Below are 24,170 nucleotides of genomic sequence, written 5' to 3' on the forward strand. Positions count from 1 at the left end.
ATCAAATCCTATTCATCTTATTTCTGATGTTGTCCAGAAAACTCCCCTTCTTTAATTTTATAAGTCCGGCATATATTTCCGACTCTCTTAATTCAATCACGTCCTTATTTTCCAGGATCACACTCTCATCGCCGTCCACTACAAGTTCTCTGTTGGACTTTAAATTGTCATTAAATGAAACACGTATTACTTTTGAGGATGAAAGTACTATGCTTCTTTGACTTAGGGCATGAGGACAAATTGCCGTTATCAGCATCATCTTGGAGCTTGGCTCTATGATAGGTCCTCCCGCACTCAAATTGTATGCGGTTGAGCCTGTAGGCGTTGCTACAATTATACCATCAGATGAATATTCATTCAAGAAATCCCCATCAATATAAACATTGCATCTTATAGTTTTTAATCTTTCAAGCCTCGTGATAACAGCTTCATTTAATGCATTCAAAGTACGTATTTCTTTCCCGTCTCTCATGACGGTGGCGGATATCATCATTCTTTTCTCTATAAAATATTCGTCATTGATAAGTATATCCACCATATTCTTTATATCACCTGCTTTATTGATACTTGTAAGATAACCCATATGCCCCATATTGATGCCTATGATCGGTATTCCTAAATGTGATATATCCCTTGCAGCTCTTATAAGAGTTCCGTCACCACCAAGTGTAATAACACAATCTACAGCCGGGAAGTCATTTGTATCAATATAGCCATAGGATTTATAACATACTCCACCCTTTGACTTTATCTTATTTTCCAAATTGAAAAGTGCTTTTTTGATTCCGTCCTTCTCACTGTTTCCAACAAGAAAAAAACTTTTCATTCTTCCTCCGCTTTCTCTTATAAACTCTCATGAGCTTTATTTACCACTGCCTCTATGTCTATATTGCTTTCTTCTTTTTTGTTTTTTACCAGATGATATAAGTACTCTATATTTCCCTCAGGGCCCTTTACAGGTGAAAATTCAAGTTCTTCTACGGAGAAATTATTTTCTCTTGCATATTCAAAGCAATTTTCTATAACTTCTATATGTGTGGATTTTTCTCTGACAACACCTTTTTTACCTACCTTTTCTCTTCCGGCCTCAAACTGCGGTTTTATAAGTGCAACTATCTCGCCGTTTTCCTTTAAAAGGTTGAAAGCTGCCGGTAAAACTTTTGACAATGATATAAAAGATACATCTATACTTGCAAAATCTATTTCCTCACCTATATCCTCAGGTTTTACATATCTTATATTCGTCTTTTCCATGACTACTACTCTTTCGTCATTTCTAAGTTTCCAGGCAAGCTGTCCATGTCCTACATCCACTGCGTACACTTTTATTGCACCGTTTTGAAGCATGCAGTCGGTAAAGCCTCCGCTTGATGCTCCTATATCCATACAGACTTTATTTTCCACACTTACATCAAAGCACTCCATAGCCTTTTCAAGTTTCAGTCCGCCGCGGCTCACATATTTTAATGTATTGCCGCGAACTTCAATATCTACCTCCTCGGCAAATGTCTGTCCGGCTTTGTCCTCCTTTTGTCCGTCAACATATACAATGCCCGACATTATTATGGCCTTTGCTTTTTCTCTGCTTTCGGCAAGTCCGCGCTTTACCAAAAGTATATCCAATCTATCTTTCATTTTTCATCATCTCATATTTGTCTAAAACTTTTTTCAGTATGGAATTTGAATCTATCTCAAGTTTCTCTCTTAGAAGACTCACATCTCCATGCTCCACATATCCGTCAGGCAGTGCAATATTTAAAACTTCCACATCACTATGATTCTCATGAATATATGCTTTCACTTTTTCACCTATGGACCCGTTTATCACATTTTCTTCCATGGTCACAATCAGCTTATGTTTTTCACATAATCTATCCACCAAATCAAAATCTATGGGCTTAAAGAATCTGGCATTGGCAACGGATACATTCAAATCTTTTGCCTTCAGCTTTTCCCTGAGGTTTTTAGCTGTACTTACCATACTTCCTATTGCAAGCAAGGCTATATCGCTTTCCTCAAAAAGTATCTCACCTTTTCCGAACTCTATAGGTGTTTCAAACTCATTTAAACTGTCATAAGCGATACCTCTCGGATACCTTATAGCAACAGGACCTGTATAATTTATCGCAAACTCAAGACATGATTCCAGCTCTTTTGCATTCTTCGGTGCAAGCAAAGTCATATTCGGAATGCAGCTAAGGAATGACACATCAAATATTCCCTGATGTGTTTCACCGTCAGCGCCTACAAGTCCGGCTCTGTCGATTGCAAATACCACATGAAGATTTTGCAAGCATACATCATGCACTATCTGATCAAATCCTCTTTGTAAAAATGAGGAATATACACAAACAACGGGTGTAAGCCCTGACGCCGCAAGTCCTGCCGCTGATGTTATGGCATGCTGCTCCGCAATACCCACATCAAAGAATCTTTTCGGGAACTTGTTTTTAAAATCCAAAAGTCCGCACCCTTCCGGCATTGCCGCCGTTATTGCAACTATATCTTTATTCTCACTTGCAAGCTCCACTATTTTTTTTGAAAAAACATCCGTATATGTAGGCTTTTTACTTCCCGACTTTGCATTACCGCTTGCAATATCAAATGCTCCTATTCCGTGGAAATTTTCAGGGTGATTTTCCGCCGGTGAATATCCCTTTCCTTTTTTGGTAAGTACATGTACAAGTACAGGTCCTTCCACCTTTTTTGCCTCTTCAAACACTTTTAAAAGTGCGGTAATATTATGTCCGTCTACAGGTCCCAGATAGGTAACACCCATATTTTCAAACAACATTCCCGGTATCAATATCTGCTTTATACCGTTTTTTGTTTGTCTAAGGCTGTTTATTACAGGTTTTCCTATATAAGGCAAACGTTCCAATGAATTTACAACACTCTTTTTTAGATTATTGTATCCGTCACCGGTTCTGATATTGTTCAGATAATCATTCATACCGCCGACATTTTTTGAAATGGACATTTCATTGTCGTTTAGGACCATAATAAAGTTTTTCTTTATCTGAGCCGCATTATTTAATGCTTCATAAGCCATACCTCCTGTAAGAGCACCGTCTCCTATTACTGAAATGACTCTGTAGTTTTCACCCTTTATATCTCTTCCGAATGCCATTCCCAGTCCTGCAGACAGACTTGTTGAAGAATGTCCGGTATTAAAGACATCAAATTTTGACTCACTGGTTTTTGGAAATCCTGCCATTCCGCCGAATTTTCTAAGATTATCAAAGGCATTCTTTCTTCCGCTGAGTATTTTATGAGTATAAGACTGATGTCCTACATCCCATATTATCTTGTCTTTAGGCAAATCAAATGCAATATGCATAGCCATGGTGAGCTCCACAACTCCAAGATTGCTTGCCAAATGTCCGCCTGTTATACTTATTTTCTCAATAAGAAAATCTCTTATTTCTCTGGCTAATATATCCAATTCTTTTTTCTTTAACTTTTTTATATCACTTGGCTTTTCAATATTTTCAAGTATCATATTTCTTCTTATGAAGTTCTATTTACCATCATATCAATGATTTCAAAAATAGAGTTCATATTTCCCCTTACTTCTTTCAAGCATTTCTTAGCGTCAGCACTAAGTGATTCAACTCTTCTTAAGCTTTCATCAATACCTACAATATTTACATATGTTGTCTTCTCATTTTTTTCATCCGAATGTGTAGGTTTTCCAAGTTCCTTTTCATCCGCCACTATATCAAGATAATCATCTCTTATCTGAAACGCTTCTCCAATATAGCTTCCCGCTTTTTTAAGCATTTCGGTTTCTTCATCATTTGCACCTGCAAGTATACCTCCGATAACAAAGGATGCCTGTAATAACGCTCCTGTCTTTAATGCATATGTATATCTCATAACATCTTCACTCATTTGTTTACCGCAGTATTCCACGTCCACACATTGTCCGCCTATCATGCCGAAGCCTCCTGTGGCTCTTGCCAATGTGTATAATGCTTTTGACATTCTTTTTAAAATAACGACATCTTCAATATCCTGCATTTTTTCGGATATGATTTCAAACGCCTGTACAGAAAGCATATCTCCTGCAAGTATTGCCATATCCTCACCATGACTTACCCAAGTGGTAGGTTTACCTCTTCTTAGCCTGTCATTATCCATTGCAGGAAGGTCGTCATGAATCAATGAAAATGTATGAATCATCTCTATTGCCGCCAAGAAAGGTGCAATTATGCCCTCATTATATTCCGCCCCCGCAACAGCCTTATAAGTTTCAAACATTATAAGAGGTCTAAGTCTCTTACCGCCGTTTTTTATTGCTTCATTTGCGGCTGTAATAACCTTTTTATTTAAATCATCCTCACTGAAAAAGAAGGACTCTATTATCTCTTCTATTTTCTTTAAATTGTCCTTATTCATCTTTTGTATCTCCCGACAGTATCTCCATCTGTCTCTCTACATGAGCTATTCTCTCACTTGCCTGTTTTACCAACTTTATACCCTCTTCATAGAGTACAAATGCCTCTTCAAGTGTAGTCTGAGGCTCTTCAAGTTTTGCTATTACATTTTCTATATTTGCAAGACTTTCTTCTATTCCCGGTTTTTTCTCTGCTTTTTTCGGCATATTTCTCCCTCTATTATAAGACCTTTGCTCTTACCTTGCCATCGGAAAAATATATATTTAATTCATCCTCAGGTTTTAGACTTTCGGCACTTAAAACTTTATTATTTTTATTATCACTTATATATGCATAGCCGCCTGACAATCTTTTAATAGGTGATACGGTATCAAGCCTCTTACCTAAGTTTGCCAGTTCTATCTTTTTATTTTCCAAATTGCTCTTAAAACTATTTTCTAATATCTTTGCAAAGTTTTCCAGTTTCTGCTTTTGTTCTCTTATACGTATCTGCGGACTGAGAGTATTCAGCTTTATAAGAAGCATATCTAAATCTCTTTTTACATAATCTATCTTTCTTTCAACTTGCTCTGTAAGCTTTCTATTATAGACGTCCAATGTATACATATAGTCATTATAGATAAAGTTTGCAATCTCCGCCGCCGCACTTGGGGTAGGAGCTCTCAAATCCGCCACAAAGTCGGCTATTGTAAAATCGGTTTCATGTCCCACAGCACTTATTATAGGAGTTTTTGCATTAAAAATAGTTTTTGCAAGTTCTTCATCATTAAAACAATAAAGATCTTCTATGGAGCCTCCGCCTCTTCCCACTATCAAAACGTCCAGATTCATCTTATCCAGTTTTTTTATAGCGGAAATAATACTTTTCGCTGCGGCATCACCCTGTACAAGGCATGGAGCCAAAACAATTCTGACATAGGGATTTCTTCTGTAACTTACATTTTGTATATCATTTATTACGGCTCCGGTCTGAGCTGTTGCCACGCCTATACTCTGTACAAACTTTGGTATTTCTTTCTTATAGATTTGATCGAACATCCCCATATCTTCAAGCTTTTCTTTAAGTTCCAGATATTTTTCATATAAATCACCTTTTCCGGCTTCCTCTATCTTATTTGCATAAAGCTGATACCTGCCCTCTTTTTCATAGCAGGATATAGTTCCCGTAACGACTACCTTTTGCCCTCTTTTCATATCAAAAGAGAGACCTCCTCTCTGACCGGCAAACATAACCGCAGATAAGGTCCCTCCTTCATCCTTTATGGTAAAATATATATGATTAGAGTTTGCATATGTACAATTACTTACTTCTCCCTCTACCGATATCTTATTTAGTACAAAGTCCTGCATAAACATATTTTTTATATATGCATTAACTTTTGATACAGAATAAACCATATATCCTCCAGGCATTTATTACTCTACTTTAACCTTTGACAATATAGCATTTACAAATGAATAGGACTCATCTCTACCGAATGTCTTTGCAAGCTCTACCGCCTCATTTATCGCCACACTTACAGGTATATCGCTGTCGTATTTCATTTCAGCTATTGCAAGTCTCAGAATATTTCTTTCCACTCTTCCTATTCTCTCAAGCTTCCAGCCTTGTGACAAATCGCTTATTATTTTGTCAATCTCAGAACGTCTCTCAATCACAAGCATTGCCTTTGACTTTATATATTCTATATCCTCATCACTGTAATTTGCATCATGAATAAGTGTATCTTCTTCATCCTCTAAAGACGGTGATTCAAAATAATTATCTATTTGGATCTCCACCTCTTCTTCCGGATAAAAATCTAAAACAAATAATATTTTAAAACAATGTTCTCTTAGCAAATGCCTTGTCATATGATCCTCCATATTGTCTACATTAATCATATAATTATAGCTTATAGAAAGGTTAAAAGCAAATTAATTTATATATTTACCTTATACGATATTACATATATAATATGCACATTAAGTATTTTAAGGAGTGTGTATGCCAAGGGAATTAAATTTTTACTCGATGATACTTCGCATTATACTGTCCGTATTGATAGGCGGAGTATTGGGCTTTGATCGTGAAAGAAAAAACAGACCTGCAGGCTTTAGAACCTATATTTTGGTTTGTCTCGGTTCAACCCTCGTCATGATGACAAATCAATATGTATATCAGGTGTTTAAAAGCGGTGATCCTGTAAGACTGGGGGCTCAAGTTGTAAGTGGAGTAGGCTTTTTAGGTGCCGGAACAATAATACTTACCGGTCGTAATCAGGTAAAAGGTATTACCACCGCAGCAGGTATATGGGCTGCCGCCTGCTGCGGTCTGACTATCGGAATAGGGTTTTATGAAGGCGCTATAGCAGGCGGATTTGCTATTTTTATTGTAATGGCATTGCTTCAAAATTTGGACGGATTTTTAAGAAAAGACTCAAACTCCGTCGAATTATATATAGAATACGACAGAAAAATACCTCTAAGTATTTTCTTAAGCAATGTCAGGCAAAATGACTTGGATATAGTCGAACTTGAATTAACCAAAAATAATTTAATACCCGACACCTGTGGTGCAGCCACAATTACGATAAAGGGTAAACAAAAGAACAGCCACGACATTATATTGGATCTTGTAAAAAATACTCAGGGAATAATTTTTTTCATGGAATTATATTAAAATATATGTTGAAATGCTATTTTTAAATAGCTATAATACCCTAAGTAAATGTTTTAGAGTTTGGAGGAATATGAAGAGGATTATACCGTTCTTGTTACTATCATTAGGTATAGGTAGTAGTTTTTTAATAACAGGTTGCAAAAATAAGTCTTCAGTTGAAGAAGGAAGTCTTACAGCTGTAGACAATTCGGTTAAGACAGGTGTTGTAAGAGAATTAAACAGTTCTACAGATATAGGAGATGTTTATAACAGTATCGGAGTCGACTATGAAAATGAATATGATGTGGATTCCATTGAAAAGAAAATGACAGGCCTTGCAATGGCAAATGCCGGTACTGATTCTGCCGACGGATTGACTAAGCATCTTATTGTGGCTCCCACAGAGATGGATATGGAATTATTGTTTGATGTTGATACAAGTGCAATATTTTTAGAAGGCGGTATTTATACCAATGTAAGCCAATTTGCCGTATGGAGTTCGGAGAATCCCGATATTGCAGATGTTTATCAAGGTGAGGTACATGCTAAAAAGGTCGGTGAGACCAATATCAATGTTACATACAGAGATATCACAAAATCTATTCATGTAAATGTCGTTGAGAAAACAAATTGGGAAGAAAAAGACGGATATTGGTATTATTATGATGCCAACGGTAAAAAAACCACAGGTTGGAAGGTAATAGACGGCAATTGGTATTATTTAAGCAATAACGGTTCAATGCTTACCGGTTGGCAGAAGATAAAAGACGGTTACTACTATTTCCACTCAAACGGTACTATGGCACAAGGTGAGTGGGTTCAAAATCCTGACAACAGTCAGTGGTATTATTTCAATTACAATGGTAAGATGGCTATGCGTAAGTGGATAAAAGACGGCAATAATACTTACTATGTGCATTCAAACGGTACTATGGCTACCAATGAATGGGTACCTAAAGATGACGGCAGCTGGTACTATATGCTTCTTGACGGCAAGATGGCCAGAGACCGCTCCATTGATATAAAAGGTGTCAGCTATCAATTTGATAAAGAAGGCAAATGCTTAAATCCTGACGGAAACTAAAGTATACTTAATTTATTAAAGCTTTTCCTTCTCCTAAAAAGAGCGAATTTCAAGCCGGACCGGTATATCTCAGTAGAAAAAATCGAATCAAGGCACATTTCATTACCTGTTTCACCGCCCTGATTCTTTATAGTATTCTGGAAAAGAAGTTAGGTGAGAGTTATACCACTGAAAGCATTATAAGAACATTGAAAGAAATGAACATGCTGATAGCCCCCGGTGAAGGATATATCCCTGAGTACACACGAACCGACCTTACAGACAAACTCAACGACACATTTGGTTTTAGAACGTATTACGAGATTGTATCTCAAAGAGAAATAAAAAAGATTTTAAACGCAACGAGAAAGTAGAAATATTGCTAGAATTCAAAAAGAAAACAAGAGCCTATAAATGGCGTAATTACGCCGTTTACGGGCTCTTGACTCTTTCCCAACTGTCAAAGACGTGAGTATATATCGATTGAATATTGTATACAATAAGAATTATTATTGTTTTTAAATTAGTGCAGACTAACTTTTATACAAAAATATCACAGGCGTATAAAAAATATTAAATAATAAATAAAAGTAAAACAATATAAACAAAATATAAAAACAATACATGAGTTGTTGCCTAAAGAGAGCTTTCTATTTTTACAGCGTCTATAGCTTTATTTTCGTTGTATTGAGCTATTTTCTCTTTGGATTTTTCGGGAACCATCCTTTTTCCACTCTTTTTTCCTGCTCATATAATTCATGGATACTCCAAAAGCAGGAAATGCCAAAGATGGCCAAACTTCCGGAGAGGAAAAGAGAATGGAGAAAAATGCTGGCTACACAAGCGAATAGACCTATTATGAAAAAAAGCCAGGCTATTTTTTTACTAAAGTAATACTCCGCATAGACCACTATGGGGTGAAATATCCCTATGCAGAGAAAGCAAACCAAGCCTAATAGTAAACCTTGAAAGCTCATAGTTTAAAATACCCCCGAAGCTCTCGAAGCAGAGTGTTAAGATCCACCTCTGCCCGTTCACTCATCATCTTTACCGTGGCTTTCGGCATCATAATACGAGCAAGAGGAGTGTTTAAGGCCTTAAAGCGATCGCTTAATCGGAAAAGGAGAGTCTTTACATTGGGATCTGCTTCCAAAATATCTTTTAACAGAGTGTCTTCGGTGATTTCTGTCAGCTTGCCGGCTGTCAAAGACTCTGTACTTTCTCTATTTTCTTCGTCTCCCAAAGTCTCTGCGTTTTCTTTATTGCCTACATCTTCAGAAGTCTCTGAATCTTCTCTCTTGTCTTCGTCTTCAGCAGTCTCTTTGCCTTCTCCCTTTTCCTGCTGCTCCCAGGTCAGAAGAGTTTGAGAGCCCTGTAGGGAACGGATATGGGTGCAGTCCTGCATCATTTCCAGCACACCGCGGAACTTTCCCTTTTCATCTCGAACCGCATAGTAAACGATATAAATAAAGAGGTCCGGCTTGTTGATCCAAAACTCCGCCTTGTCCTGCTCTCCGGAACGAAACTTTTTGATGATTTCCTCAACGATATGTACAGAAGCCTTTGGATGACAGTTTTTCACATCTCTTCCGATGACATTTTTACTTCTGGGAAAAACTCTGTGCTTGGTGTCGGTGTAGAAGCACACCAGTTCATTTTCGTCCACATAGGAAAGATCCACCGGCATGTGCCGGTAAATCAGGTTAATCTGATCCAGGGTAAGCTGACCGGTAGTAACATTCAACTTTTCTTCTTTATTGTTAAAGCCGTATTTTCCTAGAAGACCGGCAAGCTCTTCCGCAAAACCGGGAGCGGAAGAAAGTCCGGATAGAGGATCACCTGATGTAGAAGCTGAGACAGAAGAGGAAGCCGAAGCTGAATTGTCGGACTTATCTGCTTGCACGCTAATATAGGCAAAACCGATTTCCCGGTCTCCCTCGGCCATATAACGGAACTCTTCTTCATTAATCATTTCCAAGGATGTGGGGTAGAGGATGTTTTCTTCCTTGTCCATCAAATCCCGAACATCAGCCACAAGTTCTGCCTGCTTTCCGATAAATTCCTCTTCCTTATCCTCTAAAAGAAGATTGTAGCACTCTGAAATCTCATCCCGGATAAAGTCATCCAAAGTCCACATGGTGGTGGTAGGGCGGGTAAACCCTTTCTTTTCCAAAACCGGGTATAATTGGTTTTGCTTTCTGGACAAATGAATCTTGAATTTCAACAAGTCTTCATAAAGCTCCAGCCATTGGTTTTTAATGAGAGGGTACTGCACCAAATCCTCAACGGAAAGCAGTAGTTCCTTCATTTTGGCATTTTCCCTACGGTAACAGGAGATGGGATGATTTTCCGGAAGCTCTTGATCCTTTGTGACTAAAACATCCTGGAAGACCTCCAGCATAGCTTGAATATCTTCCTTAATGCACTCATCTTCGGTTTCTTCCACCATTTCCTGCTCGATAATGGCGATTTCATAGGGGGCAAGGTGCTGTACTCTATCTTTAAGGGCTTTTCTTGCTTCTTCCAAAGAAATCTTTCCCTCATCATAGGCGGATTTTATTTTATGGACAATTTCTAACTTCTTGCCATCAATATTTTTAAAATTCTCTCTCATAGTTTTCTCCTTCAGGGGATATTCCTATCTGCTATCCAATTAGATTAGAAAGGAAAATATAGTATTGCATAGTTAGTTAGAACAAACTAACTTATAATATTATAGCAAAAAAGAAGAAAGAAAAACAGTGAAATTTCCATATCCTAAATGTAATCTCTTAAATATTCCCTATAAAGTCTTCCTATAGGTAGTCCCATTACATTGTAATAATCACCCTCTATTCCTACTATATACCTTGAAAAATATCCCTGTATGGCATAGGCACCGGCCTTATCATAGGGTTCTTTTTTATCCAAATAATCTTCTATTTCCTCATCTGAAAGCTTGGCTACTTCCACCAATGTATCATCTACAAAACTCTCATAGCTTTTCTTTATAGAATTATAAACACATACCGCCGTATATACTCTATGCTTTCTACCTGAAATGTCTTCAATCATCTGCTTTGCATCTTCTCTTGATTTCGGTTTCCCAAGTATTTTCCCTTCTAGTGCCACTATGGTGTCTGCGGCTATTACAATAAAATCATTATCCTTGTATTTTAATGCCGCCTGTTTTACAATATCCGCCGCCTTTTGGCAGGCCTGCTTTTCACAGGCCTCTCTCGGGTCTTTACTGTCTATCTCAGTTTCCTTATCCGAAACCATTATCTCAAAATCAAGTCCGATCTGACTTAATAATTCCTTTCTTCTGGGTGATGCCGAAGCAAGAATTATTTTTATATCTTTCATTCTGTTTTATCTCCTTAACAATTTGTTTTTAAAGGTATTATTGTTTTATATTTTTAATTATAAAAATTAAATAACTCTCCTCATATAATCAAGTATTTTTTGTTGAAAATTCAAGGTTTTTTGACCTTGTCTGTCTCAGTAAATAAGCCAGAGTTATGAACATTTCGGTGTATCTGGTACTGAAATAGCGGTAAAAGGGTACACGAAATAAAACGTCATTGTTTTTCGCTTTACTGGCCTTGTGTATACCCATCCCTCTATGGCAGCTAACCTCCTATATCCACCAGGATCATCTCTGTCTCCAGAGGTCCTAACTTCCTTCGTCCTGCCTGCCCATAACCAGGGTGTCAGCTATGCTCCTTTACGGGGTCATGCCCCATGGTTACAATTCCTGCCGACTACCGGCTCATTCTTTGTATTGTTGATTACTGACTCGCTTCCTGTACCAGCACTTTGATCAGTGGACGTTATCTGCTACATTCTGCTTTGTTTAGTGACCTCCCATAGGACGGCCGCTGTATTGATTACATTGTACGCTTATGCTACCTGCAGATATACTGCCGGTCTCTTTATATCACCAACCAGCTTTTTGGGATCATAGTCCACACCCTTGGTCAGCATTGCAAAGAAGACACGGAGCAGCTTTGCCGCCACAGCCATCAGCGACTGCATCTTCTTTAATGGATTCAGCTTTCTGGTTGTATAGTATGAGTGGAGTTCCCTGAATTCCGGATTCTTTGACACAAGAGACATTGCAACCTCGAAGAGCAGATATCTTAGTCTCTTTCGACCTCGTCTGCTTATTGTTGTCTCACCCTTATGTTTACCCGAACTATTCTCAACCAATGCTAAACCTGCAAGTTTCTGCAGTTCTTTGGGGTTATTGAAGCGGCTTATATCGCCCACTTCAGCCAGGAATCCCGACACCGTCTTGATTCCTACTCCCTTAATTTCCAACAGCTTTTCAGCCATTGGAATCTTTTTTACCAGCTCTTCAATCAGAGCTACTACTTCCTGAAGACGAGTATTTCCGGACTCATAATCCTCCAGCAGCATACGGATTTCCATCCTTGCAGATATTTCACCTTCTTTGCTTCCAACACTGTGCTCAGCAGCTTCTATCAGGGTCTTTGCCCTCGCTTTCCCAACTGCTCTCACCTTCGCATCTCGCCAGATTTGGTTCACACCATCGATACCCAACGTCAGGATATCTTCCGGAAGTGGCGCCACCTTGAGAATCAGCATTCCGCTTTTAGCATCCGGCTGCCCGTACACTGTTTTGTATTCAGGAAAATATATATTGAACCAACGACTGATCCTATTCTGAATTCTTGTAAGCTCCGCTTGTAGCTGAAATCTCATGTTAGATGCAGTTCTAAGATCTGCATAAACACCCTCAGGCAGGTATGGGATCATGTAACGTCCCCCTCTAACTAGTCCTGCTATGACTTTCGGATCTTTACGATCGTTCTTTGTCGGATTGTTATCGTCGAGTTCTTTTGATTTCTTTACATGATGAGGATTCACAAGAACCGGCTTCATCTCGTTGTCCTGAAGGAACTTACCAAGATTGAACCAGTAGTGGCCGGTAGGCTCCATTCCCGGAACCACCTTGTCCTTACCATGCTTTTCTTTGATGTCCAGAATCCATGCCTTAAACATCACGAATCCGGCCTCATCATTACTAAACTTAAACGGTTTCTTAGAATACTCGATTCCTCGGTAATCAAAAGCTCTTGCATAATGCGTTTCACTTCCGACATCGATTCCGAGCACCAAAGTAGTTTCTGTAATTGCTTCAATTTTTGTATTTTGTGTGTTAGACTTCATTGTAGATACCTCTCTGTTTGATAAGATTTACCAACCTGCCAGTCAGTAGTCTTATTTTACTCTGAGGTATTTTCAATTTTCAACGTCCACCATTTAAATTATACAGGAAGCTCCTTATAAAGCTATTATATAATAACATTGACTGAACAATACAGGTAATTTTTCACATGTGTTTTTGTATGTTGTTACGCATTGAAAAAGGTTATTTTTTATGATAATATAGAAGAAATTCAATATTATTTTATATAATATTGTTGTTTTGCTTAATATTTGCAAAATTTAATTTAAATAATATTGATATTTTAATATTTTATAAAGGAGGATTAGTTAATTATGTTCGAACAAATCAAATTATCTTATGCATTTGATGCATTAGAACCACATTTCGATACCCTTACTATGGAAACTCACTATTTAAAGCACCATGCTGCTTACACCAAAAACTTTAATACTTTGACTAAGGAAGCCGGTATTGATAATAAACCGGTGGAAGTTATTCTTGCTCACTGGAAGAATAAATCAGAAGGTAAGTCTGATGCACAAGGTATACGCAATAATGGTGGGGGCTATTTTAATCACAACTTATTTTTCGGACAATTTTCCGATACTCCGGCTCATGAACCGACAGGAGAATTTGCAAATAAAATTAATGCAGCTTTTGGCAGTTTAGACTCTCTTAAAGAGAGTTTAACTAAACTTGCAACAGGTCAGTTTGGTTCCGGCTGGGCATGGCTAAGTACTGATATATCCGGTAATTTAAGTATTTCTTCAAGTCCTAATCAAGACAATCCTCTTCTTGAAAGTGAAGGCAAGATTTACCCTATTCTTGCCATAGATGTATGGGAACATGCTTATTATTTAAAGTATAAAAATTTAAGGGCTGATTATATAAAGGCTTTCTTTGAAGTACTTGATTGGAACAAAGTTGCCGAAAATTATGATGTAGCTAAGGATACTCTGGCAAATTTACAAAAATAAAATTTAATTTTATATATTGTATCGGGTACTATAAATTGTAATAGTACCCTTTTATTATAATATGTTCTCTTAATTACCTTATATAATCTTGTTATCAATTTAATCATAAAAATATTATTAAATTATATATTTTTATATTTTTTGACAAAATTAGTTTTTTAGTTTATACTATTTTACAGATATATATTTTAGTTTTTTATTTTTTAAAATATATATTATATATTTTTAGAAAGGTGGTTAATTTATGATTTGGTCTATTATTGTGGGCGGATTTATAGGTTTCATTGCAGGTGCACTTACTAAAAAAGGTGGTGCAATGGGGATCATTGCTAATATAATTGCAGGTTTATTAGGATCATCTGTAGGTCAATCACTATTTGGTTACTGGGGACCTACTATGGCAGGAATGGCATTGATTCCATCCATACTTGGTGCCGTAATTGTTATTGCTGTGGTTTCACTTTTATTTGGTAAGAGGGAATAAAGTTTTTGCATTTAAGAGTACAATTTAATAAATATATTTTATTCTAAGGGGGTTAGATTATGACATTTAAAAAAACAATTGAACAAGCTAAAGATACTACAAAAGAGAGCTTAGATAAATTAAAAAACAATAAAAATATAACTGTAATATCATTAGTTTCCTCTATAATAGTTGCAATCGTTGTTATAGGTGTTTTTTCCTTTTTCTTTTTTGAGAATGAATAAACATATTTAGGATTGAATACACATTTTTAATAAACTATATAAAACATAATTTATACAGAAGGGGTTATTTCTATGGCAAAAGAAGAAAAAGTTGAAGAGAAAGTAAAAGATACTGCAAAAGAAGTTAAAGAGAAGGTTGAAGAGAAAGTTGACAAGGCAAAAGATGCCGCTAAAGATGTTAAAGAGAAAGCTGAAGATAAAGTTGACAAGGCAAAAGATGCTGTAAAAGATGTTAAAGAGAAAGCTGAAGATAAAGTTGACAAGGCAAAAGATGCTATAAAAGATGTTAAAGAGAAAGCTGAAGATAAAGTTGACAAGGCAAAAGATGCCGCTAAAGATGTTAAAGAGAAAGCTGAAGATAAAGTTGACAAGGCAAAAGATGCTATAAAAGATGTTAAAGAGAAAGCTGAAGATAAAGTTGACAAGGCAAAAGATGCCGTAAAAGATGTTAAGGAAGATATAGAAGATAAATTAGAGGAAGTGGCTGATGAGGCTGAAAAAGAAAAAGATGAAATTTCAGAAAAAGTAAAAGAAGTCGCTACAGATGTAAAAAATAAGGTGGAAGAAAAAGTTGAAGAAGCTAAAGAAGCCGTAAAACAAGGTGTGGATAAAATATCAACAGATAGAGATGTAGCTATAATAGCTTTAGTCTCTTCTGTAATATCTTCATTAGTTGTTGGAGTAGTACTATCATTTTTCTTTACCAGAAAAAATAAACAATCTTTTTTCAGCAAAAAATACGTTATGAAAATGATTGACAAAATGCTTTAATATTTAAGAACATCAAATAATATAATTATATGAGGAGGTTATTATGTCTTTAGAAGAAAAAATTGACCAGGCTAAAGGTGCGATAAAAGAGAGTGTAGGTAAGGTAACCGGCGATAAGAAAATAGAAAAAGAAGGTGCTGCGGAAAAGGCTGCTTCAAAAGTTAAAGAGGTTGCTGAGGATGTTAAAGACGCCATAGAAGGAACTGTTGAAGGTGTAAAAAATATCGTTAATAAAGATAAGAAATAATTTTTATATTATTTAAAAGAGTATGGCGCGTAGATTTTAAAATTTACGCGCCATTTTTATAATATTTTAATTATTATTAGTAAATTGTTTTTTGCAGCTCATTTATATTTTTATCTCCTTACCAAGTGCAAATGAATATATGAAAATATCACTTACCGTTTTACCTGTACTCATTTCAAGTGATTTTTTATAAAGCATGAGCTGGGTTTTATATCTCTTTATAAGTGTTTCTGCATCTCTTACATTATCAGTCTTATAATCCACCAAAATTATATTATCATCTTTTTCAATATATGCGTCTATAATACCCTGTATAAGTATAGTCTCATCGCTTTCTCCCATACCTGCTTCCTTAGCTGAGATTCCCATAATAAATTGATTTTCTCTTTTTAAGCACTCATTATACTTTATAAAATCAGCTCCAAGTTTACTGTCTAAAAACTTTACTATATCAAGGGGAACTATAAGTTCTCTGTATACAGGATTATTTAAAAGCGAAATTTCTTCTTTTACAAATTCCTCTCTGCTGCCGAATTTATCAATATTTTCATAGTGAATCTTTTGCATCAACTTATGGTATGCATTTCCTCTCTCACTTGCATTTCCGGCATTTATACTCGGCTTTTTATTTTCTTTCACCTCAAACTCTTCACTCTGTGACATTCTCTTTATCTCGGATACAGAGAACTTCGTCTTTAAATCAATGTTTTCAGCATATGGATAGGTGTATTCGAGCCTTTTTTTTAAATCATCATACTCATTTGTACGTGGCTCTTCAAACACCTTATGAAGATCTCTTACCTCTTTTTGAGTTGTGACCTCTTCTTTTAAGAGCATGTTATAATCATATGTTTTAATATCAAAATGTACATTGTCACGTCCTAAAAGTATCATATCCAGGTATGAATTACAGGATCTTATATCAAGAAAACTTGGGGATTCTTTCATTTTATCAAGTTCCTTTTTGGCATCACCACAACTACCTGAAATGATCATCTTTTCCATAGCTCTGGTAAGCGCCACGTACAATACTCTCAGCTCCTCGCCCATAAGATCCACATTAAGCTTATGTTTTATTACATTCTGCTTTATAGAACTGTCTTTTATATTGTTTTCACTGTCAACATATTGCACCCCCAGTCCAAAATCGGTGTCTATTACCATACCCTGCCTTAAGTCTGTTTTATTGAATTTTTTATGCGCACATGCAAGGAAACATACCGGAAATTCCAGTCCTTTTGACTTATGTATGGTCATGATTCTTACTATATCATCATTTTCAGAAAGAATACTTGCCTCACCGAAGTCATTGTCAAAGTCCTTTAACTTGGCAATATATCTGATAAAATTGTAAAGTCCGCTATATCCCGAGTTACTGAATGTCTTTGCCTTATTTATAAGCAACATCAGATTTGCTCTTCTGACCTGTCCTCCGGGCATTGCCGCTATCAGATTTAAAAAGTCTGTCTCATTATAAATATCCTGTAAGAGTGCCGCAATATTCATATATGCTGACTTTTTCCTGTATTTATTTAAAAAATCCAGCGCAGTCTTTATTTTTTCTCTTGTTTCAAGCTCAATATTGCTTTCGCTTCCCTCATACAAAATGGCATCCATCATTCTTATCTTTGCCGACTTTTCAATATTCTTTGATTTTCTGTAAGCTGAAACAATATTTGCAAGCTCCAAATCTGTTATTCCAACCAAATTTGAGTTGAGAAATGCTGTAAGGTCCACATCTGAATAAGGATTGTCAATTGCCGCAAGTATAGCAAGTATCTTTCTTACCTCAAAGGTCTTAAAATAACCCTTATTATTTTCAGCATATGCAGGAATATTTTCATCATTTAACACCTTTGCAATGCTCTCACCAATATTGTTGCGAACAAGGATCACAATATCGCTGTACTTTAAATCTCTGCCGTCACCCACTTTAAGTTCCGTCTTAAGCTCCTTAATTCGCTTTGCAATAGCCCTTGCCTCAAGTTCTATAGCATTGGTATCATCCTCAATATCGGAGGTCTGTGTCAGCATTATCTCACTGATATATTCTTTTCCCTCTTTAAAATCCGCACCGAGATAGAGTGCCGCATCATTATCGTACTCAATTCCGCCTGTATTTTCTTTCATAATTTTTTTGAAAATAACATTTGCGGAACTAAGCACATTACTGCGGCTTCTGAAATTTTTACTTAAAATTACCTTCTTTTGTATTTCATCATCAAAATCAGACTTCTCAAAATGTAAAAACCTCTTATACTTGTCCATAAAAAGCCCGGGTGAAGCCTGACGAAAACCGTATATAGACTGCTTTACATCACCTACCATAAATACATTGTTCTTTTCGATAGCCTCCACAATGGCTTCCTGCAAGTAGTTTGAATCCTGATACTCGTCAATATATATTTCACTGAATTCTTTTCTATAACGAAGTGCAATCTCTGTAGGATTTTTATTTTCATCCAAGAGTATTCCAAGTGCCATATGCTCTATATCCGAAAAGTCTACAATATTTTTATCCCTCTTCTTTTCATTGAAAAGTGCAATATATTTCTTTGTTAAATCTACAATTGCTCTGATTTTTGCTTTTTCTTTTTCTTCCTCTTCTAAAAGCCTTTTTTTATCAAAACAATATTCCTCTGAAAGTTTTGAAATAGCTTTTTTATATGCATCTCTAAGTCCCTTTGCTCTTTCTTTTAGCTCCTCATTTCCGCCCTTTACAGACTTCAATCTTCCAAAACTTACATTATTCAGCCTTTCAGACAGCTCAAATATATCTTTAGCATTTTTTATATTGCTGATACTTGTTTGTTCTTCCAAAATATTTTCAAGGTACTTCTCAGGGCCTTCATCTTCATTGCAGATAGAAATTATTTCTTTTATATCATCCAAAATAGAGTCTATACTTCTTCCTATCTCATCAAAAATATATTCCTGCCACTCATCTCCCTTTTCGTTCAATGAATCCAGCCATTCAATGGGCCATGGCTTGCTGATTGCAAAGCGATACAGCTTTTCTATAAACTCAGATATGCTTTTATCTCCTTTAGTATTTGCAAAGGCATCCGAAAGTTCCATAAAGTCTTCACTTCCTAATTCATACTCACTTTCCAAAAGCTCTTCCAGCGTGTCGGCTCTTAAAAGTGATATTTCGCTCTCATCCGCCACACTGAATGCCGGATCTATATCTAATTTATCTATATTTTCCTTTAATATTGAAAGACAAAAGCTGTCAGTGGTCATTATCTTCGCTGATGAAAGAAGTATTGACTGCTCCTTAAGTCTTTTAAATTCTTTGGAAATATTGTCATGCTTTTCCATTTCCTTTAAAAGAGCATTATAGATTTTCTCCTTCATGGAAGTGGCTGCGGCTCTGGTAAATGTCATAACCAAAAGAGAGTCCACATCTATAGGATTTTTACTGTCTGTAATCTTTTTTATTATTCTCTCGACCAGTACTGCGGTCTTTCCGCTTCCGGCCGCTGCAGATACCAATATACTGCCCTTTTTTATATCTATTGCCGCCTGTTGTGCCTCAGTCCACATTTTTTTCACTCTCCATCTTTTCCCAAATTTCATCATCTTTTATCGGTGTCAAGCTATTGTATGAAAATCCTTCTATTCCCTCATCAAAACCGCATATGGCAGTATATGGGCAGTAATCACATTTTGCCGAGCCTTTTCTTAATGAAGGTTTTATACTTATCTCACCGCTTAAAATATTCTCAGCCGTATCCTTTGCCTTTTGTCTTACATACTCCCTAAGAAAATTTATTCTTTTTGTACTTGCTACACTTGCAGATTTTGCAAAACTTCCGTCTTTTTTAGTTGAAACAGGTATTACATCACTCTCTGTTTCAAAACTTCTGTCCAAATTTTTTATTATATCAAGATCCGTATTTACTATACCGCTCGGTTTAAGCTTATTTAAAACGGCATTTTCATTTTTTGCTTCATCTCTGGTAAGGAAAGGTGTATCTATATGATAATAGAAAAATGCCGCAGGTAATATCTCTTTACCGGACTTTGAGAGCTGCTCCATTACAGCATCAAGGTATATCACCAGCTGCAGTGCTCTTCCATAGTATGGCATATCTGTTTCCCATTTTGTATTTCCGGTCTTGTAATCTATTATTTTTACAAGGGTTTTTCTGTCCGTATCACAGGTATCCACTCTGTCAATCTTTCCTCTGAGATACATTTTAGCACCATTTTTCAGATTAATATTTAAGGCTTCAAGATTGTCCTTTTCTCCAAAGATTCTTTCAAAATCAAAAGGTTTAAAGTTTCCGGCAGCAAGTTGCTTTGCAAGTACCATCATTGTAAGCTTTGTCATTCTTACTATCTTTTCAAGCTGAAACTTCGACTTTTTACTCTCTTCAAAGATAGTACTTTTCTCCGATGCCATGCTTTCTTTTACAGCTTCATCCACAAGAGAATAAAGTTCTGTCTCATCCATATTTGCAACAGTTTTCTTTCTTGCCTTGGCATATCTGAAGCATCTTTCAAGCATCTCATGTACCAGAGTACCTATATCGGAAGCCTTAAATGAATGTACCTGCCTTTCTTCAACTCCCAAACCGTAGCTGATAAAATGCTCAAAAGGACATCCGTTATAGTTTTCAAGTCTTGTTACACTTACACGAAGCTCCTCACCGAACAATTCCCTTGCGGCACTTTCTCCGATACCGGAGTCACGGTATATGTACATGGCACAAGATGTAAGCTTTCTGATAAATTCCTTATCAAAAAATGTAGCTACATACCTTAAAAAATCTTCATCAACATTCTCTTTCGCTCTTAGTTTTCTAAGATTGTCGGTCAAATATTCCTCGGCTTCAAATCTTGAGTATATTTCAGTTTCTTTTTGATTTTTTATTTCAATATTCGGGAAAATATTCTTAATCATATTTATAAGTATTGACGGTCTGCATGTATTACCTTCAAAATCCGTGCCTGTCAGACTTACAAAGAGCTTGTTTGAAGGCTTTGTAAGCACTTGGTATAAATAAAATCTTCCTGTATATAAATCTTCTCTGACAGTATCTGAAAGATTAAATCCGATAGACTTAAGTTCTCTTTTTTCCCTGTCATTTATAAGTCCTCCCGCATCCTTTACTGTTGGCAAGGAGCCGTCATTTGCTCCACATACAAATAATGCCTTTATGCTGCTAAGTCTGGTTCTTTTTAAATCACCTATAACCACCCTGTCAACCCTGTCAGGTATCATACCGAGCTTTATCTCCTCAAAGCCTGTATGCAAAAGATCTGAGAGCTCCTTTTTGCTTATATTTTCTCCTTCAAGTATAAGCTCAAGTCTTTCAAAAAGACTCAGCACCTCATCAAGTACACCTTCATACTCTCTGGCTCTTTTTATATCATTACTAAGTTCAAGCTCTTTTTTTACATTCTCAAGCTTTTCCTCTATCCCAAGCTCATCAAATATTTTCCTGAAGGCATCACATACATCATTTATATTTATTTTGCTCTTACTCATCGCCTTATAAAGCGGAGATATCTGTTTAAGTGCAGTATTTTTAAACTCGTTTATCTCTTCAAGTTCAGTCTCTGAAAAACTCTTCGGCAGATAAGTAAAATCCGTATGCAGCCTTTTATATCCTCTTATTCCGGTTTCCAACAGATAATTATCAAGTAATGATACCATCCTGTAGTCAAAATTTAAAAGTCCAAGCCTTAAAAACCTGTTGACCGCATCATATGAAAAGTTCTCAGTTATTAAAGCAATAAAAGCATTTATAAGCTCAACCAGTTCATTATTGTTTATATCCATCTTTTCATCAAGATAGTACGGGATTTCAAGCTGATGAAATCTATTTGCAAGTGAGCCTGATACGCCTTCCAAATCTCCGTATATTATCGCAATATCTCTGTATCTGTAGCCATCATCCTTTACAAGCTTTAATATCTTATTTGCCACAAAATCTATCTCGTCAAGCGGGTTCAGCAGATGATTTATCTCAATATCTGAAACTTCTTTTGCTCTCTTACCGTCATATCTTAAAAAATGCTCTTCAAAAAATGCCAAATCCTTTGAATGTTTAAACCTGTGTACTTCACCTGTATTCAAATTTATATCAGGCAGCCTTTTGATATCATATCTTTTTGCCATATCATTGATTTGAGAAATCATCTTCGTACTTATAAAGAACAAATCACTTTCAGATGACTTTAAATCAGGATTTATGTTCTTTCCTAAAGTTATTGAAAATCTTACTTCTTTTGCCACCTTCATAAGATTTTCAATTATACGGTTTTGAACCGGAGTAAATCCGGTATAACCGTCAAATAATATGACAGATTCCTTTAGCAATTCACTGTTTTCAATATTTTGATTTAATATATCAAGTACCTGTTCATTGGTAAAATACTTTCCGGCTATATATTCTCCAAATCCCTTTTTCAACTTATAAATATCTTCAAGTTTTATTTTTAATAAGGAGTTTACTTCATTATTTTCCTGTTGCTCTTTTATAAATTCATCACTGATATCATATTGCATAAACTCCGATATAAGAGATTTTATATTATCTATAAAACCTGCTTTTTGAAATTGCTTCTTCCATGCCTTTAACTCTACCTGATTTGCTATCTTTCTCAGTATAAGTGCCTTATCAAGCTCGTCAAGAAGCTTGGGATTTTCTATATCCAGCTCTTCAAAAATTCTATATGCAAGTCTGTTAAAGCTTAGTACATCTATATTATTGCTTGCATGATTCGGATGCATCTGCACTATATCTTTTTGAGTCTGCATTGTGAACTGCTCAGGTACAATAATAAAATATCTTTTTTCCCTGTTCTTTATAGACTCATTTATAATATCGCTAAAAGCTCTATAGGTTTTTCCGGCACCCGATGCTCCAAAATAAAATCTGTATCCCATATTTCTCCTAAAAATGGCAGCTTCCATAGGAAACTGCCATCCATTGTTATGTATGAGGTAAACCCTCAGTCAATACCACATTATTGCAACTTCTTTGCAATCTCATGTATAAATTCTTCACTGTTTAAAACTTGTATATTCTCTAAGCTTGAAATCGCACCGAGATCACCTGTCATCTTACCTGACTCTATGGTGTCAAGAGTTGCCTTTTCAAGTCTGTTTGCAAAATCCACCAAATCAGGAAGATTATCAAGCTCTCCCCTCTTTCTTAGCGCACCGCTCCAAGCAAAGATAGTAGCCACCGAATTTGATGATGTACTCTCACCCTTCAAATATTTATAATAATGTCTTTGAACCGTACCATGTGCCGCCTCATACTCATAACATCCGTCAGGTGAAACAAGTACAGAGGTCATCATTGCAAGAGATCCGAATGCGGATGATAGCATATCGCTCATTACATCTCCGTCGTAGTTTTTACATGCCCAGATAAATCCGCCCTCGGATTTCATAACTCTGGCAACCGCATCATCTATAAGTGTGTAGAAGTATGTGATATTCGCCTCTTCAAACTTCTGCTTATATTCCTTTTCATATATCTCCTCAAAGATATCCTTAAAGGTATGATCATACTGCTTTGATATGGTATCCTTTGTAGCAAACCAAAGATCCTCTTTTTGACTCAAAGCATATTCAAAACAGGCTCTTGCAAAGCTTTCAATAGATGCATCCAGATTGTGAACTCCCTGTGCAATACCTGCTGCTTTAAATTCATGTACAAGGCTTCTCTTTTCATTTCCCTTGCTGTCTGTATATACCAGCTCCACCTTGCCCGGTCCGTCTATAATCATCTCCGTATTTTTATATACATCACCATAGGCATGACGTGCAATGGTAATTGGCTTTTTCCATGTTCTGACATTAGGCTCAATACCCTTTACCAATATAGGCTTTCTAAACACTGTTCCATCTAAAATAGCTCTGATAGTACCGTTTGGAGATTTCCACATCTCCTTTAAGTCATATTCCTTAACTCTGGCGGCATTCGGAGTGATGGTGGCACATTTTACAGCCACTCCAAGTCTTTTTGTAGCATTGGCCGACTCCACAGTTACTTTGTCATCCGTTTCATCTCTGTGCTTTAATCCCAAATCATAATATTCACTCTTCAAATCTACAAATGGAAGAATAAGCTCGTCCTTAATCATCTTCCACAGGATCCTTGTCATCTCGTCTCCATCCATCTCAACAAGTGGAGTAATCATCTGTATCTTTGCCATATTTAC

General features: G+C 36.3%; 21 protein-coding genes and 1 pseudogene. 8 read left to right on the top strand and 14 right to left on the bottom strand.

All coding sequences use genetic code 11. The annotated features are described in order from the left end of the window. Nucleotide 1 precedes the first annotated feature (1 nt). Genes EHV10_RS00775 through nusB form a run of 7 tightly spaced genes read right to left on the bottom strand, consistent with a single transcriptional unit; the run spans nt 2 to nt 6,254 of the window. Nucleotides 2-826 carry an NAD(+)/NADH kinase gene (locus EHV10_RS00775; protein WP_128672977.1) on the bottom strand — a complete coding sequence of 275 codons (825 nt, stop codon included), beginning with the start codon at nt 824-826 and terminating at the stop codon, nt 2-4. Between the two features lie 17 nt (nt 827-843). Then, nucleotides 844-1,635 carry a TlyA family RNA methyltransferase gene (locus EHV10_RS00780; protein ID WP_128672978.1) on the bottom strand — a complete coding sequence of 264 codons (792 nt, stop codon included), beginning with the start codon at nt 1,633-1,635 and terminating at the stop codon, nt 844-846. Further along, on the bottom strand, nt 1,625-3,502 hold the full coding sequence (gene dxs / locus EHV10_RS00785) for a 1-deoxy-D-xylulose-5-phosphate synthase (RefSeq protein WP_128672979.1): 1,878 nt from the start codon (nt 3,500-3,502) through the stop codon (nt 1,625-1,627). Before dxs ends, EHV10_RS00780 begins: the two co-directional genes overlap by 11 nt. 8 nt (nt 3,503-3,510) lie before the next feature. Next, nucleotides 3,511-4,401 carry a polyprenyl synthetase family protein gene (locus tag EHV10_RS00790; protein ID WP_128672980.1) on the bottom strand — a complete coding sequence of 297 codons (891 nt, stop codon included), beginning with the start codon at nt 4,399-4,401 and terminating at the stop codon, nt 3,511-3,513. Further along, a complete protein-coding gene (gene xseB / locus EHV10_RS00795; protein ID WP_128672981.1) occupies nt 4,394-4,606 on the bottom strand; it encodes an exodeoxyribonuclease VII small subunit in 213 nt (70 codons plus the stop codon). The genes EHV10_RS00790 and xseB overlap by 8 nt, the downstream gene beginning before the upstream one ends. 13 nt (nt 4,607-4,619) lie before the next feature. Continuing rightward, nucleotides 4,620-5,798, bottom strand: a complete 1,179-nt coding sequence (gene xseA / locus EHV10_RS00800; protein ID WP_128672982.1) for an exodeoxyribonuclease VII large subunit — start codon at nt 5,796-5,798, stop codon at nt 4,620-4,622. An 18-nt stretch (nt 5,799-5,816) separates the two neighbouring features. Beyond that, a complete protein-coding gene (gene nusB / locus EHV10_RS00805; protein ID WP_128672983.1) occupies nt 5,817-6,254 on the bottom strand; it encodes a transcription antitermination factor NusB in 438 nt (145 codons plus the stop codon). A 133-nt stretch (nt 6,255-6,387) separates the two neighbouring features. Between nusB and EHV10_RS00810 the strand changes: the two genes are divergently transcribed. The 3 genes and pseudogenes from EHV10_RS00810 to EHV10_RS15590 all read left to right on the top strand — a co-directional run. After that, nucleotides 6,388-7,062 (top strand): MgtC/SapB family protein, encoded by a 675-nt coding sequence (locus EHV10_RS00810; protein ID WP_128672984.1) that lies wholly within the window; start codon nt 6,388-6,390, stop codon nt 7,060-7,062. Between the two features lie 70 nt (nt 7,063-7,132). Beyond that, nucleotides 7,133-8,125: an N-acetylmuramoyl-L-alanine amidase family protein gene (locus EHV10_RS00815; RefSeq protein WP_128672985.1), complete on the top strand. Its 993-nt coding sequence runs from the start codon at nt 7,133-7,135 to the stop codon at nt 8,123-8,125. A gap of 38 nt (nt 8,126-8,163) precedes the next feature. Next, nucleotides 8,164-8,478, top strand: a pseudogene (locus tag EHV10_RS15590) (IS1634 family transposase); the annotation flags it as partial. Between the two features lie 318 nt (nt 8,479-8,796). Here the strand turns inward: EHV10_RS15590 and EHV10_RS15290 are convergent. The 4 genes from EHV10_RS15290 to EHV10_RS00840 all read right to left on the bottom strand — a co-directional run bounded on the left by EHV10_RS15290 (nt 8,797) and on the right by EHV10_RS00840 (nt 13,279). After that, nucleotides 8,797-9,081, bottom strand: a complete 285-nt coding sequence (locus tag EHV10_RS15290; RefSeq protein WP_128672986.1) for a DUF4491 family protein — start codon at nt 9,079-9,081, stop codon at nt 8,797-8,799. Next, complete coding sequence (locus EHV10_RS00830) at nt 9,078-10,718, bottom strand: DUF438 domain-containing protein (protein ID WP_128672987.1); 1,641 nt, start codon at nt 10,716-10,718, stop codon at nt 9,078-9,080. The genes EHV10_RS15290 and EHV10_RS00830 overlap by 4 nt, the downstream gene beginning before the upstream one ends. A 143-nt stretch (nt 10,719-10,861) precedes the next feature. Then, the gene (locus EHV10_RS00835; RefSeq protein ID WP_128672988.1) at nt 10,862-11,449 is read right to left on the bottom strand and encodes a Maf family protein; all 588 of its coding nucleotides are present in this window, start codon (nt 11,447-11,449) and stop codon (nt 10,862-10,864) included. Nucleotides 11,450-11,986: 537 nt separating this feature from the next. Beyond that, nucleotides 11,987-13,279 carry an IS110 family RNA-guided transposase gene (locus EHV10_RS00840; RefSeq protein ID WP_128672989.1) on the bottom strand — a complete coding sequence of 431 codons (1,293 nt, stop codon included), beginning with the start codon at nt 13,277-13,279 and terminating at the stop codon, nt 11,987-11,989. A 333-nt stretch (nt 13,280-13,612) separates the two neighbouring features. On the opposite strand from EHV10_RS00840, the gene EHV10_RS00845 reads away from it, so the two are divergent. From EHV10_RS00845 to EHV10_RS00860, 5 genes are all read left to right on the top strand, one after another. After that, entirely contained in the window at nt 13,613-14,257 is a 645-nt protein-coding gene (locus EHV10_RS00845; protein ID WP_128672990.1) for a superoxide dismutase, read from the top strand. Between the two features lie 244 nt (nt 14,258-14,501). Next, nucleotides 14,502-14,741, top strand: coding sequence for a GlsB/YeaQ/YmgE family stress response membrane protein (locus tag EHV10_RS00850; protein ID WP_128672991.1), 240 nt, complete (start codon nt 14,502-14,504; stop codon nt 14,739-14,741). A gap of 59 nt (nt 14,742-14,800) precedes the next feature. After that, nucleotides 14,801-14,965, top strand: coding sequence for a hypothetical protein (locus tag EHV10_RS14600; protein ID WP_167456715.1), 165 nt, complete (start codon nt 14,801-14,803; stop codon nt 14,963-14,965). A gap of 72 nt (nt 14,966-15,037) precedes the next feature. After that, entirely contained in the window at nt 15,038-15,736 is a 699-nt protein-coding gene (locus EHV10_RS14800; RefSeq protein WP_128672992.1) for a hypothetical protein, read from the top strand. Between the two features lie 43 nt (nt 15,737-15,779). Beyond that, on the top strand, nt 15,780-15,983 hold the full coding sequence (locus EHV10_RS00860) for a CsbD family protein (RefSeq protein WP_009662325.1): 204 nt from the start codon (nt 15,780-15,782) through the stop codon (nt 15,981-15,983). Between the two features lie 102 nt (nt 15,984-16,085). Here the strand turns inward: EHV10_RS00860 and addA are convergent, their stop codons facing one another. From addA to EHV10_RS00875, 3 genes are all read right to left on the bottom strand, one after another. Further along, a complete protein-coding gene (addA, locus tag EHV10_RS00865; RefSeq protein ID WP_128672993.1) occupies nt 16,086-19,529 on the bottom strand; it encodes a helicase-exonuclease AddAB subunit AddA in 3,444 nt (1,147 codons plus the stop codon). Then, on the bottom strand, nt 19,519-22,884 hold the full coding sequence (locus tag EHV10_RS00870) for a PD-(D/E)XK nuclease family protein (protein WP_128672994.1): 3,366 nt from the start codon (nt 22,882-22,884) through the stop codon (nt 19,519-19,521). Before EHV10_RS00870 ends, addA begins: the two co-directional genes overlap by 11 nt. 80 nt (nt 22,885-22,964) lie before the next feature. Then, a complete protein-coding gene (locus EHV10_RS00875) occupies nt 22,965-24,164 on the bottom strand; it encodes an NADP-dependent isocitrate dehydrogenase (protein WP_034212947.1) in 1,200 nt (399 codons plus the stop codon). Nucleotides 24,165-24,170: the final 6 nt, after the last annotated feature.

Source organism: Lachnoanaerobaculum gingivalis (genome assembly GCF_003862475.1).
Lineage (GTDB): Bacteria > Bacillota > Clostridia > Lachnospirales > Lachnospiraceae > Lachnoanaerobaculum > Lachnoanaerobaculum gingivalis.

Bases quoted from the DNA above. Each gene is read 5' to 3' on its own strand.
- nusB (WP_128672983.1), bottom strand. From the start codon at position 6,254: ATGACAAGGCATTTGCTAAGAGAACATTGTTTTAAAATATTATTTGTT.
- EHV10_RS00850 (WP_128672991.1), top strand. From the start codon at position 14,502: ATGATTTGGTCTATTATTGTGGGCGGATTTATAGGTTTCATTGCAGGT.
- EHV10_RS00790 (WP_128672980.1), bottom strand. From the start codon at position 4,401: ATGAATAAGGACAATTTAAAGAAAATAGAAGAGATAATAGAGTCCTTC.
- EHV10_RS00875 (WP_034212947.1), bottom strand. From the start codon at position 24,164: ATGGCAAAGATACAGATGATTACTCCACTTGTTGAGATGGATGGAGAC.
- EHV10_RS00840 (WP_128672989.1), bottom strand. From the start codon at position 13,279: ATGAAGTCTAACACACAAAATACAAAAATTGAAGCAATTACAGAAACT.
- EHV10_RS00810 (WP_128672984.1), top strand. From the start codon at position 6,388: ATGCCAAGGGAATTAAATTTTTACTCGATGATACTTCGCATTATACTG.
- EHV10_RS00845 (WP_128672990.1), top strand. From the start codon at position 13,613: ATGTTCGAACAAATCAAATTATCTTATGCATTTGATGCATTAGAACCA.
- EHV10_RS00780 (WP_128672978.1), bottom strand. From the start codon at position 1,635: ATGAAAGATAGATTGGATATACTTTTGGTAAAGCGCGGACTTGCCGAA.
- EHV10_RS00860 (WP_009662325.1), top strand. From the start codon at position 15,780: ATGTCTTTAGAAGAAAAAATTGACCAGGCTAAAGGTGCGATAAAAGAG.
- EHV10_RS00835 (WP_128672988.1), bottom strand. From the start codon at position 11,449: ATGAAAGATATAAAAATAATTCTTGCTTCGGCATCACCCAGAAGAAAG.
- addA (WP_128672993.1), bottom strand. From the start codon at position 19,529: ATGTGGACTGAGGCACAACAGGCGGCAATAGATATAAAAAAGGGCAGT.
- EHV10_RS00815 (WP_128672985.1), top strand. From the start codon at position 7,133: ATGAAGAGGATTATACCGTTCTTGTTACTATCATTAGGTATAGGTAGT.
- xseB (WP_128672981.1), bottom strand. From the start codon at position 4,606: ATGCCGAAAAAAGCAGAGAAAAAACCGGGAATAGAAGAAAGTCTTGCA.
- EHV10_RS14800 (WP_128672992.1), top strand. From the start codon at position 15,038: ATGGCAAAAGAAGAAAAAGTTGAAGAGAAAGTAAAAGATACTGCAAAA.
- EHV10_RS00830 (WP_128672987.1), bottom strand. From the start codon at position 10,718: ATGAGAGAGAATTTTAAAAATATTGATGGCAAGAAGTTAGAAATTGTC.
- EHV10_RS00775 (WP_128672977.1), bottom strand. From the start codon at position 826: ATGAAAAGTTTTTTTCTTGTTGGAAACAGTGAGAAGGACGGAATCAAA.
- EHV10_RS15290 (WP_128672986.1), bottom strand. From the start codon at position 9,081: ATGAGCTTTCAAGGTTTACTATTAGGCTTGGTTTGCTTTCTCTGCATA.
- EHV10_RS00870 (WP_128672994.1), bottom strand. From the start codon at position 22,884: ATGGGATACAGATTTTATTTTGGAGCATCGGGTGCCGGAAAAACCTAT.
- xseA (WP_128672982.1), bottom strand. From the start codon at position 5,798: ATGGTTTATTCTGTATCAAAAGTTAATGCATATATAAAAAATATGTTT.
- dxs (WP_128672979.1), bottom strand. From the start codon at position 3,502: ATGATACTTGAAAATATTGAAAAGCCAAGTGATATAAAAAAGTTAAAG.
- EHV10_RS14600 (WP_167456715.1), top strand. From the start codon at position 14,801: ATGACATTTAAAAAAACAATTGAACAAGCTAAAGATACTACAAAAGAG.